Below are 12603 nucleotides of genomic sequence, written 5' to 3'. Positions count from 1 at the left end.
CTCTCGTGATACACTTGATATAGTCCTTATTAATGGATGATCCAATATATTATATAAAACAGAGGAGAAAGATAGATGCGCTACCGTACGGTGATTCCCTTTTTTTTGATGCTGTTCGTTCTGTCAAGCTGTTCGGTTTCTACTGTCAGTCCATTCAAAAATAACCGGATCGACAGCATACATCACACTCAAATCTTGTTTTTTTCCGATGAAAATCATATAGATAAAGAAGTCCCTTACTACGACGCGATTCTTGATTTAGAAAAGAAATATCCCCATCATGTCGATCAAATGAAGGTTTATGACAACAGAAAGGGCTGGGAAGAAGAAATCAACACGTTCCCGGCTTTAATGGTGATCAATCACCGGCATGTTGTCATGAAGATTGAAGGCGCCGTAAAGAAAAAAGAGGATATCATCAAGCCCATGCAGCATGTGCTTGCAAAATAAAAACAGCCCCCCGCTTTAAAGCGGAGGCTATTTCTTTGCTTATTAATGATTATTTTACGATGTGGATCGGGCTTCCGATTGCTACTTCGGCAGCTTCCATTGTGATTTCGCCCAATGTCGGGTGAGCGTGAATTGTCATTGCGATATCTTCAGCAGTCATTCCGCCTTCGATCGACAGGCTCAATTCAGAAATCATGTCAGAAGCGCTTGCGCCGGCAATTTGCGCACCGATCACAAGACCATCTTCTTTACGAGTGATCAGCTTCATGAAGCCGTCAGTTTCGTTAAGAGACAGCGCGCGTCCGTTTGCTGCAAACGGGAATTTGGCAGCAACGACTTCAATGCCTTCTTCTTTCGCCTGTGCTTCAGTGTAACCGACAGAAGCCAGTTCAGGCTCAGAGAATACAACCGCCGGAATACCGAGGTAATCGATTTCAGCAGGCTCTCCTGCAATAGCTTCCGCAGCGATTTTACCTTCGTAAGACGCTTTGTGAGCCAATGGAGGTCCGTCAATGATGTCACCGATTGCGTAAATGTTCGGTACGTTTGTGCGGCACTGCTTGTCTGTTTTAATGACACCGCGGTCAGTCATTTCGATACCGACTTGCTCAAGACCGAGCTCATCAGTGTTCGGACGGCGTCCGACAGTGATTAATACGTAATCAGCATCAACCGTTTTTTCTTCGCCTTTTACTTCGAATGTAACTGTTACGCCGTCAGGTCTTTCTTCAACGCCTTTAGCCATAGCGCTTGTATGAATTTCAACGTTGCCTTTTTTCTTCAGTCTGCGGGTAACAAGAGAACTCATTTGTTTTTCGAAGCCAGGAAGAATTTCATCTCCGCCTTCTAAAATAACCAATTCAGTTCCAAAGTTTGCATACGCTGTTCCAAGCTCAGTACCGATGTATCCGCCGCCGATAACAACGAGCTTTTTCGGAATTTCTTTAAGCGCCAGTGCGCCTGTAGAGTTCAGAACGCGTTCGCTATATTTGAAGTTTGGCAATTCGATAGGGCGAGAACCGGTAGCAATGATCGCGTTTTTAAATGTATATGTTTGCGCAGAGTTCTCATCCATTACGCGGACAGAGTTGCTGTCTACGAAATAAGCTTCGCCTTTTACAACTTCGACTTTATTTCCTTTTAAAAGACCTGCAACACCGCCAGTAAGCTTATTTACAACAGAAGCTTTCCATTCTTGGACTTTTGTAAAGTCAACTTTTACGTTCTCAGCAGTGATTCCCATGTCATCTGAATGTTTTGCATTCTCGTAACGATGGCCTGCATTGATAAGCGCTTTTGAAGGAATACAGCCGACGTTCAGACAAACGCCACCAAGAGTTCCTTTTTCAACGACTGTTACTTTTTGTCCAAGCTGAGCAGCGCGGATGGCAGCTACATAGCCGCCAGGTCCCGCACCAATCACAAGAGTATCTGTTTCAATAGGGAAATCTCCTACTACCATAACATTACGCCTCCATTAAAATAAGTTGTGGATCGTTCAGTAAACGCTTGATGTGGTTTAACGCATTTTGTGCAGTTGCTCCGTCAATCATACGGTGGTCAAAGCTGAGAGAAAGAGCTAAGACAGGAGCAGCTACAATTTCACCGTCGCGGACGATCGCTTTTTCAGCGATGCGGCCGATACCGAGAATCGCAACCTCTGGGTGGTTGATAACCGGTGTGAACCATTGGCCTCCGGCAGAACCGATATTTGTGATTGTGCAAGAAGCGCCTTTCATTTCCGCAGGTGCAAGCTTGCCTTCACGCGCTTTTGTAGCAAGGCTGTTGATTTCATCAGAGATTTCGAAAACGGCTTTACGGTCGGCATTTTTCACTACTGGCACAAGCAAGCCTTTTTCAGTATCCGCTGCAATTCCGATGTTGAAATAATGTTTTTGGATCACTTCATCTGTTTTATCATCAATAGATGTGTTTAAAACAGGGAATTTTTTCAGAGCAGATGTTAATGCTTTTACGACGTAAGGCAGGTAAGTCAGCTTGATGCCTTGATCAGCAGCAACTTGTTTGAACTGTTTGCGGTGAGCAACAAGATTTGTTACGTCAACTTCATCCATAAGAGTTACGTGCGGTGCAGTATGCTTAGAGTTCACCATTGCTTTAGCAATCGCTTTACGGATACCGCTCATTTTTTCGCGTGTTTCAGGGAATTCGCCTTCAGGAGCTTGAGCTGCTGCAGGTTTAGCTGTTTCCTGAGGTGCTGCTGTTTTTTGCGGTGCCGCTTCTTGAGCCGCTCCTCCGTTTACAAAGCTGTCGATATCTTCTTTTACAACACGTCCGTTATTTCCTGAACCTGTAACTTTGCGGATATCAACGCCTTTTTCACGGGCATATTTGCGTACGGAAGGCATAGCGATCACGCGTTTGTTCGGATCAGCTTCCGCTTGGTCCTGCTGTCCTGCGCCGGTTTCTTTTGCAGGCTCTGCTGCGCGTTCTTCTTTCGCTACGTCCTGTCCTGCTTCAGCTGAAGACTGAACTTGCGCTTCAGTTTTCGCATCGCCGGATTCGTCGCTTCCTTTAAATTGAAGATCTTCGTAACCAGGTGCGTCAAACGTAATAATCGTTTGTCCAACAGTTGCAACCGTTCCCTCTTCAACTTTTAATTCTAATACTTTTCCTTTAACAGGTGAAGGAATTTCTACCACTGCTTTATCATTTTGCACTTCAGCCAGTACATCGTCTTCTTCTACCTCGTCGTTTGGCTTAACAAACCATTTTACGATTTCGCCTTCGTGGATACCTTCCCCGATATCCGGAAGTTTAAATTCAAATGCCACAGTTTTCGACCTCCTAGTTGATTAAGCAAATTTTAGTTATGCATACGCAAGCATTGAACCTCTAAAACAGGTTTTTTAATAGAGGAAAAGAACGTGTCTTTTCCTCCTGTTATGAAGCCTGATTAAAATTCAAGAACTTTTTTCGCAGTTTCAAGAACGTCTTTATGGTTTGGAAGCCATACGCTCTCAGCTTGCGAGAAAGGAAATACTGTATCAGGCGCTGCGACACGCAGTACCGGAGCTTCCAGGCTCAGGATCGCGCGGTCGTTGATTTCAGCAACAACGTTGGCGCCGACACCTGCTTGTTTTTGAGCCTCTTGAACGACAATTGCGCGGCCTGTTTTTTCAACAGAAGCAATAATTGTGTCGATATCAAGCGGGCTTACAGTGCGAAGGTCGATAACTTCAGCAGAAACGCCTTCTTTTTCAAGCTCTTCGGCAGCTTTAAGCGACTCATGAACCATCGCTCCGTATGTGATGATAGAAAGGTCAGTACCTTCGCGTTTCACATCAGCTTTGCCAAGCTCGATTGTGTATTCTTCCTCAGGAACTTCCTGACGGAAAGAACGGTAAAGTTTCATATGCTCTAAGAAAACGACAGGGTCGTTGTCACGAATTGCAGAAATTAAAAGTCCTTTTGCGTCATACGGAGTAGACGGAATAACGACTTTAATACCCGGCTGCTGAGCTACAAGGCCTTCTAAGCTGTCAGCGTGAAGTTCAGGAGTGTGAACACCGCCGCCGAATGGAGAGCGGATTGTTACAGGTGAAGTCCAGCGTCCGCCAGAACGGTAGCGCATACGGGCCATTTGACCAGAAACTGAATCCATTACTTCATAAACAAATCCGAAGAATTGGATTTCCATTACCGGACGGAAACCGTTTAAGCCTAAACCAAGGGCAAGACCGCCGATACCAGATTCAGCAAGCGGTGTGTCAAACACACGGTCTTCACCGAATTCTTTTTGCAATCCTTCTGTCGCACGGAATACGCCGCCGTTCACACCAACGTCTTCTCCGAAAACTAAGACATTTTCGTCATTTTTCAGTTCTGTGCGTAACGCATCCGTGATTGCTTGAATCATTGTCATTTGCGCCATGGCTTACTTCGACTCCTTCTGTGTATAAGTTTCTAATTGCTCTTTTAGGTTGTAAGGCAATTCTTCGTGCATGATTTTGATTAAATCAGTCACTTTTTGTTTCGGTTCTGCATCTGCTTTTTTGATGGCCTGCTTAATTTCTTCTTTTGCAGCCTCAATTACTTTGCTTTCTTCTTCTTCAGACCACAGGCCTTTGTTTTCAAGGAAAGCGCGGAAACGTACGAGCGGATCTTTCTGCTCCCATTCGTTTTCGATTTCTTTCGTACGGTATTTTGTCGGATCGTCACCGGCCATTGTGTGCGGACCGTAACGGAACGTAAGTGTTTCGATCAGTGTCGGACCTTCGCCGTTGATTGCGCGTTCGCGTGCTTCAGCAGTTGCAGCGTACACCGCAAGAGCATCCATACCGTCAACCTGAACGCCGACAATACCTGCTGCCGCTGCTTTTTGAGCGATCGTTTGAGCCGCTGATTGTTTTTCAACAGGTGTTGAAATCGCATAGCGGTTGTTTTGCACTACGAAGATTGCAGGTGCTTTGTAAGCTCCGGCAAAGTTGATTCCTTCGTAGAAGTCCCCTTGAGAGGCGCCGCCGTCACCTGTGTAAGTGATAGCTACGGCTTTTTTGCCCCGTTTTTTAAGACCAAGCGCCACACCGGCAGTTTGGATGTATTGAGCACCGATAATGATTTGCGGAGAAAGGGCGTTCACATCATCAGGCATTTGGTTTCCGCGGAAGTGTCCGCGAGAGAATAAGAACGCTTGGTAAAGCGGCAGACCGTGCCAGATTAATTGCGGCACATCACGGTAGCCCGGAAGAACGAAATCTTCTTTTTCAAGCGCGAAATGCGTTGCGATTTGTGAAGCTTCCTGGCCGGCAGTAGGAGCGTAGAAACCGAGACGTCCCTGACGGTTTAATGAAATAGAGCGCTGATCAAGCACGCGTGTGTATACCATGCGGCGCATAAGCTCTTTTAATTGATCATCTGTTAAATCAGGCATCGCCGCTTCATTCACGACTTCTCCCTTTTCATTTAAAATTTGGAACGTTTCGAACTGCTTCTTAATGGCATCAAATTGCTTCTTACTGTCAACGATTGTTTTTTTCGTTTTTGCAGCCATACTAAAGTCACCTCTTCCTTTCTTTTAAACAGTCATTAGACGTGCATTCCTTTATACATACAAACTTAGGATACCCTAAAGTATTAGCAGCAAGTCGTATATATTTAGCCTATCCCCAGTTTGCCGAAACCTTTATGTAGGATCATCACTATCTGATCTGAACTGTATTATTGCGGAGTTGTAAATGACTGATACAACACCGCTTGACATGGATTAGTTTACACCAAATAAAGAAGACCCGTCAATCGTTTTGGATGTTGATTTTAAATAAATGTATTCGCTTTAAATTTTTCCGTCGGAACAAGCTGTCCATCAGACGCAAACTGTACTAGTATACATACACTCACTGTACTACAATAGAATTGCATATCCGTTTTTTGGCATCAAAAAAGGTGCCGGGTACCCGGCACCTTCCATCATTTTCAGTTTTCATTGACATGAAAGCCAGCCTCTTTATACAGTTCTTCTCTGGCCTGATTATACTCTTTTGTCTGCTTGTTAAACGCCCCAGCCTGCTTTAACACCTTTTTGTAGGAATCGTTTACTTTGCTGATCTGCTTGTCAAGGTCTTCTGCTGTTAAGTCTTTTTTCTTAATGATGCTGTACAATTCTTTATCATATTGAATGGCTTTCATATAGTCTTTATAGAGTGCGCCGTATAAGTCATAGCGTTTTTCCATATGTGCGGCAGCTGCTTTTGCCTTTTTCTTAATGGATTGATCTTTAATCGAGCCGGCTGTTTGGGTGACGGCTTCAAATTCTTTTTCTGAATTGTCTATACTGTCTTTTTCCGTTTTTAAATGCTGCTTGCGCTGTTCCGTGTTTTTAAGGGCCTCGTCTGAAAGTGAAACGATTTTGGCGTAATCGTTCATATTGAGCTGAATCACTTCGTTATACAGCTCATCTTCTTTTTTCTCCAATTTTTCTAACGTTTTCTGCTCCTTTTGAAACGGTTTTTCCGCTTGTACGGCTTTTTCCATCGAATCATGAAGCGTTTCAACCGGATCTTTTCCCCCGCAGCCTGCAAGCAGCATACTTGCGGCGCCGAGCGCTCCGATTCCCGCTAACACTTTTTTTTGTATCATGTTCACTTAAAATCCCCCAATCTTGACAATTTCCACTATAGAAGCCCGGACGCCGTTTGACAATAGCTGAGCTGTAATTGGTAGTCCCGGAATCTTCTGGGTAAAGACGATTATGGCGCTGTCAGAGAATACTTGCGTAAAAAATTGAGAAAACAGGGCGGATGACCATACATCTTTCCGGCTTTTACATAGTTTATAGTAGACGCCGGCCCTGCTGATAAAGGGTCAGCGTAATTAAAAGAGGAGGGTTTATTTATGTACGGATATGGATACGGATTTGGCGGCGGTTGCTGCGGAGGCGGTTTCGGAGGTGGATACGGTTACGGCGGCGGTTACGGATACGGCGGCGGAGGCGGATACGGCCGCACGTTCGCATTAATCGTAGTATTGTTTATCTTATTAATCATCGTCGGTGCAGCTTATTTAGGCTGCGGCTGCTGAACTGGCACCCCATAAACATCGGCCAGCCTCCTATGGCTGGCCAATTGTTTCATTGCGCTGCGATAAAGAAATTCGCTATAATTTACATATTAAGCTTTAGGAGTGAAGTTTCTTGATTACTATGGAAAATATTGTCCGTGACGGACATCCCGCGCTCAGAGAGATCGCTGAAGAGGTTCAGCTTCCCGCTTCTGATGAAGAAAAACAGCAACTTGCTGATATGATTGAGTTTGTGAAAAACAGTCAAAATCCTGAATTAGCCGAGAAATACGAGCTTCGTCCCGGTGTCGGTCTTGCCGCTCCGCAAACAGCCGTAAAAAAACGGATGATCGCCGTTCATGCAGAAGATGCGAAAGGCACTTTATACAGCTATGCTCTTTTTAACCCTAAGATCGTCAGCCACTCAGTAGAAAAAAGCTACTTGACGAGCGGAGAAGGCTGCCTGTCGGTAGACGAACCCATCCCTGGCTATGTGCCTCGCTACGCCCGCATCCGCGTAAAGGCGACGACGCTTGAAGGTGAACAGATTGACATTCGTCTCAAAGGTTTTCCGGCGATTGTGTTTCAGCACGAAATCGACCATCTGAACGGCGTTATGTTTTACGATCATATCGATAAAGAAAATCCGTTTAAAGAACCTGAAAACGCTATTGCCATTGACCGTTAAAAAAACCGGCACTTCTCAAAGTGCCGGTTTTCTTTATTTCAGAAGGCCCAGTTCTTTGACAGCCCAGCTGATTCCTTCTTCATCCACCGATTTTGTGACGAAATCAGCGGCAGCCTTTAATTCTGGAACTGCATTTCCCATCGCCACGCCGGTGCCGACAAAACTGATCATCTCAAGATCATTCAGTCCGTCGCCGAAGGCATAAGTGTCGCTTATGTCGTACGGAAGCCGCTCAAGCACTCTTTTAATGCCCTCCGCTTTTGAACCGCCCTTCGGAAGCACGTCCGTTGACAGTTCATGCCAGCGGACATAATCAAACTCCGGAAAAGCGGCATACGCTTTTTCTTCATGTCCGCGGCAGAATAAAAGGAGCTGATAAATTTCTTTCCCTTTATAAAATGTTTCATCAACCTCGGGATAAGGGGCTTTCAGACTGCCGATTCCTTCGGTGACGTGCGGATGCCCGGGGACGGTCGTCTTCATCGTGTCTTCCGCCATAAATACAACGGGGTGCTCCCCTTCTGACGCCTGCTTTAATAAACGCGCGACCGCATCTTCCGGAAGCGGGTTTTTATAAATGACTTCTCCTTCAAACACCACAAACTGGCCGTTGTATGAGATAAATGACTCGATCTCAAGCTCTTCCAGAATCGGTCTAACCATAAACGGAGACCTTCCGCTGGCGATAAAAACATGATGGCCGGCCTCTTTAAGCGCCGCCACGGCGCTTCTTGTACTATCAGGGATATGTTTATCATGGTCATAGATCGTGCCGTCAATATCAAAAAAGATCAGTTTTGGTTTCATATCGATTTCTCCTTTATCCCGTTTATCAGTCGTGTCTTTTTCAATATCATCATACAGAAAGTTTTTCTTCCGGCAAACCGCCTTGACGAAATTCCAATTTTACCCACGAAAACAAATTCTGTTTTTCCGCATACTACTGCTATAAGGGCTTCAAAGGAGGAATACGATGCTGCGCCGTTTACGGAAGAAACTCAGAAGACAGTGGGGCGGAATGCTCCGAAAAAAAGTCATCGCGTAAAGGGATCTTTCGGTTTTTGAAAGTCCCTTTTTTGCTCGAGACTTTCCTTATAATCCGTTTTCGAATATAATAGAATAAGCGAGTCTAACATACGGCATTTAAGGAGAGATTTGGATGATTTATAAGGTATTTTATCAAGAGAAGGCTGACGAAGTACCTGTTCGGGAAAAAACAGATTCACTTTACATTGAGGGCGTTTCAGAACGGGACGTCAGAACGAAACTGAAAGATAAGAAATTCAACATTGAATTTGTTCAGCCTGTGGACGGTGCTTTTTTAGAATATGAGAAGCAGAGCGAAAATTTTAAAGTATTGGAGTTATGAGCGGAATGAAATTTGTAAAAAATGACCAGACTGCCGTTTTCGCCCTCGGCGGATTGGGCGAGATCGGGAAAAATACGTATGGGGTGCAGTTTCAGGATGAAATTGTACTGATTGATGCGGGAATCAAGTTTCCTGAAGATGAACTTCTCGGCATTGATTACGTAATCCCTGATTACACGTATTTAGTAAAAAACGAAGATAAAATTAAAGGTCTGTTTATCACCCACGGTCACGAAGACCATATCGGCGGTATTCCGTACCTGCTCAGACAAGTAAATATTCCCGTTTACGGCGGTAAACTCGCGATCGGCTTACTTCGGAATAAACTTGAAGAGCACGGGCTGTTAAGACAGACCAAATTAAACATCATCGGTGAAGATGACATCGTTAAGTTCCGGAAGACGTCTGTATCCTTCTTCAGAACGACACACAGCATTCCGGATTCATACGGAATCGTCGTCAAAACACCGCCAGGCAATATCGTACATACCGGGGACTTTAAGTTCGACTTTACACCGGTAGGCGAACCGGCAAACCTGACAAAGATGGCCGAAATCGGGAAAGAAGGCGTCTTGTGCCTGCTTTCTGACAGTACAAACAGTGAGGTGCCCGATTTCACCATGTCAGAACGCCGCGTAGGCGAAAGCATTCACGATATTTTCCGAAAAGTGGACGGCAGAATTATATTTGCGACATTTGCTTCGAACATACACCGGCTTCAGCAGGTGATTGAAGCAGCCGTTTTAAACGGCAGAAAAGTTGCCGTATTCGGACGCAGCATGGAATCGGCTATTGAAATCGGACAAACTCTCGGGTACATCAGCTGTCCTAAAAATACGTTTATTGAGCATAACGAAATCAATCGTATGCCTGCCAATAAAGTAACGATTTTATGTACGGGAAGCCAGGGTGAACCGATGGCGGCGTTATCACGCATCGCTAACGGCACGCACCGTCAGATATCCATTAACCCCGGAGATACGGTCGTCTTTTCTTCCTCTCCGATTCCCGGAAACACAATCAGCGTAAGCCGCACCATCAACCAGTTATACCGTGCGGGCGCTGAAGTCATTCACGGTTCATTGAATGACATTCATACATCCGGACACGGCGGACAGGAAGAACAGAAATTAATGCTCCGCCTGATCAAACCGAAGTTCTTCATGCCGATTCACGGGGAGTACAGAATGCAGAAAATGCACGTCAAACTCGCGACTGATTGCGGCATACCTGAAGAAAACTGCTTCATCATGGACAATGGCGAAGTGCTCGCGCTCAAAGGAGAAGAAGCCGCTGTTGCAGGCAAAATTCCGTCCGGCTCCGTTTACATTGACGGAAGCGGAATCGGTGATATCGGCAATATCGTGCTCCGCGACCGCCGCATTCTTTCAGAAGAAGGCCTTGTTATCGTTGTTGTCAGCATCAATATGGATGACTTTAAGGTATCAGCAGGACCTGATTTAATTTCAAGAGGTTTTGTATACATGAGAGAATCCGGTGATTTAATCAACGACGCGCAGCAGCTCATTTCGAACCATCTGGAGAAAGTAATGGATCGGAAAACAACGCAGTGGTCCGAAATTAAAAACGAAATCACCGACACGCTTGCTCCGTTCCTATACGAAAAAACAAAACGCCGCCCGATGATCCTTCCGATCATTATGGAGGTCTAAAATAAAAAAACTGCACTCATCACGAGTGCAGTTTTTTTATTGAAGCGGAATATGCTGAAAGGCCTTAACATCAAACAGACCCGCTGCCGTCATTTTAATGTCCGGAATGACGGGAAGCGCTAAAAACGATAATGTGAGAAACGGGTTGAAATCACCGGTGAATCCGAGCAGAGGAAGCTTTTCATGAAGCACGCCCAAACTGTCATTCACCCATTCCGCGGACTTATCAGACAAAAGCCCGGCGATCGGAAGCGGAACAGAGTGAAGCAATTCTCCGTTTTTCACGGCTGTTAACCCTCCCCCGGTGTCACGGAGCCTGTTGATTGCTCTTGCCAAATCGGCATCGTTTGTACCGACAGCGATGATATTGTGGGAATCGTGAGAAATGGTTGTGGCAATGGCGCCTTCTTTTAACCCGAATCCTTGTACAATTCCGAGCCCTATCATTTTTTCTCCGCTGTGCCGCTCTGCGACGGCGATTTTTAATAAATCATTTTGTGTATCAGAACAAAATGCGTCAGCAGATGGCGCAGGCACTTCTTTTTTCCTCGTTTCCAAATGATTCGGTATGATTTCGATTACATTCATTTGCCTGCCCTCTTGAATCGGCATATGAAAATCAGATTCAGTGAGCGGCGCTTTCAGCCGCACTGTATCCAACAGCGCCTGATCCGGAGAATAAGAGCCGGCAGACTGTTCATAAACCGTGCGTCCGTTCTCGGCAACGGTCCGTCCGGCGACCATGGTCTTCGTGACGGCAGCCTCCCGCAAATCTGAAATAAACAGCAGATCTGCGTCAAAACCCGGCGCAACCGCCCCTTTTGTTTCAAGGTCGTAGCACTCGGCCGCATTTAAGCTGGCGAGCTGATACGCAAGGAATGGATCAAGTCCCGCCTTTATCGCCATTTTGACTTGGTGGTTCACACTTCCTTCTGAAAGCAGATCGTCTACATGTTTATCATCCGTACAAAAGAAAAAGCGCCGTGCATTTTTTTCATTCACCGCCGGCAGCACATTGAGCGTATTTTTAGCCACCGATCCTTCGCGCAGCATGACATACATTCCCCGTCTGATTCTGTCCAGCGCCTCGGCTTTTGTCGTCACTTCATGATCATTTGACACCGATGCGGTCCTGTATATATTGATGATATCTGAAGACAGTCCGGCTAAATGCCCGTCAATCCGCTTTCCGTGATGCTTGGCATCAAGCAGTTTCTCAAGCATATCCTCTTCGCCTTCCGCAACAGACACATAATCCATAACTTCCGCAAGCCCCAGCACCTCTTTTTCCTGATAAAAAGGCTTTAAATCTGCGGCTTTTAATACAGCTCCTGAGCGTTCAAAGCTTGCCGCGGGAACACAGGAAGGAAGCATGAAACGAATGTTCAGAGGCGCTTTTTTCGCCTGCTCTATCATAAATGAAATGCCTTTTGCCCCGGAAACGTTCGCAATTTCGTGAGGATCAGTAATGACAGTAGTCACTCCGTGGGGGAGGACGGCTTTTGCAAATTCAATCGGAGTAACCATAGAGGACTCGATATGAACATGTCCGTCAATAAAGCCCGGAACGATCATTTGACCTTCTGCATCAATGACTTCTTTCCCTTCATACTCGCCCAATCCGACAATCACTCCGTCCGTAATGGCGATATCTGCAGAAATCCATTCCTGGTTAAATACATCCATGATTTTTCCGTTTTTAATGACGGTATCGGCTTTTTGTCTGCCGGCTGATGCATTCAGCCGTTCAGCCAGTGTTTCTTTGTTCAAAATGAGGCCTCCTCTTTTTCTTTATATGGTACAATATGCTATCGGATCGCCTGATCATAGTCAATAAAAACTGCAGAAAATACCGCTTACACGATAAATGTCTTTCTATTCTGACATATAAAAAAGACCGTCCT

12 protein-coding genes are annotated in these 12603 nt (G+C 45.5%); 5 read left to right on the top strand and 7 right to left on the bottom strand.

The genetic code is table 11. The features are described 5' to 3' along the window. Window positions 1-75: 75 nt before the first annotated feature. Entirely contained in the window at window positions 76-450 is a 375-nt protein-coding gene (locus tag BAMF_RS28325) for a hypothetical protein (RefSeq protein ID WP_014470449.1), read from the top strand. A 49-nt stretch (window positions 451-499) separates the two neighbouring features. Here the strand turns inward: BAMF_RS28325 and lpdA are convergent, their stop codons facing one another. The 5 genes from lpdA to BAMF_RS28300 form a co-directional block, all read right to left on the bottom strand. Then, window positions 500-1912, bottom strand: a complete 1413-nt coding sequence (lpdA, locus tag BAMF_RS28320) for a dihydrolipoyl dehydrogenase (RefSeq protein ID WP_013352122.1) — start codon at window positions 1910-1912, stop codon at window positions 500-502. Between the two features lie 4 nt (window positions 1913-1916). After that, a complete protein-coding gene (gene pdhC, locus BAMF_RS28315; protein ID WP_013352121.1) occupies window positions 1917-3245 on the bottom strand; it encodes a pyruvate dehydrogenase complex dihydrolipoyllysine-residue acetyltransferase in 1329 nt (442 codons plus the stop codon). A gap of 122 nt (window positions 3246-3367) precedes the next feature. Next, window positions 3368-4345, bottom strand: a complete 978-nt coding sequence (gene pdhB, locus BAMF_RS28310) for a pyruvate dehydrogenase complex E1 component subunit beta (protein WP_013352120.1) — start codon at window positions 4343-4345, stop codon at window positions 3368-3370. Between the two features lie 3 nt (window positions 4346-4348). Then, window positions 4349-5464, bottom strand: a complete 1116-nt coding sequence (gene pdhA, locus BAMF_RS28305; RefSeq protein ID WP_013352119.1) for a pyruvate dehydrogenase (acetyl-transferring) E1 component subunit alpha — start codon at window positions 5462-5464, stop codon at window positions 4349-4351. Between the two features lie 422 nt (window positions 5465-5886). Next, window positions 5887-6555 carry a YkyA family protein gene (locus tag BAMF_RS28300; RefSeq protein WP_014470451.1) on the bottom strand — a complete coding sequence of 223 codons (669 nt, stop codon included), beginning with the start codon at window positions 6553-6555 and terminating at the stop codon, window positions 5887-5889. 249 nt (window positions 6556-6804) lie between these two features. Between BAMF_RS28300 and BAMF_RS42225 the strand changes: the two genes are divergently transcribed. Together BAMF_RS42225 and def are read left to right on the top strand one after the other, a co-directional pair. Further along, window positions 6805-6990, top strand: coding sequence for a YjcZ family sporulation protein (locus tag BAMF_RS42225; RefSeq protein WP_013352117.1), 186 nt, complete (start codon window positions 6805-6807; stop codon window positions 6988-6990). Between the two features lie 112 nt (window positions 6991-7102). Then, window positions 7103-7657, top strand: coding sequence for a peptide deformylase (gene def, locus BAMF_RS28290; RefSeq protein ID WP_013352116.1), 555 nt, complete (start codon window positions 7103-7105; stop codon window positions 7655-7657). Window positions 7658-7690: 33 nt separating this feature from the next. On the opposite strand, the gene BAMF_RS28285 is transcribed toward def, so the two are convergent. Continuing rightward, window positions 7691-8464, bottom strand: coding sequence for a Cof-type HAD-IIB family hydrolase (locus tag BAMF_RS28285; RefSeq protein WP_013352115.1), 774 nt, complete (start codon window positions 8462-8464; stop codon window positions 7691-7693). A gap of 352 nt (window positions 8465-8816) precedes the next feature. Here BAMF_RS28285 and rnpZA point away from each other — a divergent pair, with 352 nt between their 5' ends. Next, on the top strand, window positions 8817-9026 hold the full coding sequence (gene rnpZA / locus BAMF_RS28280; protein WP_013352114.1) for an RNA polymerase subunit omega 1: 210 nt from the start codon (window positions 8817-8819) through the stop codon (window positions 9024-9026). A 5-nt stretch (window positions 9027-9031) separates the two neighbouring features. Next, complete coding sequence (gene rnjA / locus BAMF_RS28275; RefSeq protein WP_013352113.1) at window positions 9032-10699, top strand: ribonuclease J1; 1668 nt, start codon at window positions 9032-9034, stop codon at window positions 10697-10699. A 36-nt stretch (window positions 10700-10735) separates the two neighbouring features. Here the strand turns inward: rnjA and ade are convergent, their stop codons facing one another. Continuing rightward, window positions 10736-12469, bottom strand: coding sequence for an adenine deaminase (gene ade / locus BAMF_RS28270; RefSeq protein WP_013352112.1), 1734 nt, complete (start codon window positions 12467-12469; stop codon window positions 10736-10738). Window positions 12470-12603 lie beyond the last annotated feature (134 nt).

The organism is Bacillus amyloliquefaciens DSM 7 = ATCC 23350 (assembly GCF_000196735.1).
Lineage (GTDB): Bacteria > Bacillota > Bacilli > Bacillales > Bacillaceae > Bacillus > Bacillus amyloliquefaciens.
This window is presented reverse-complemented; position numbering and strand designations above follow the sequence as displayed.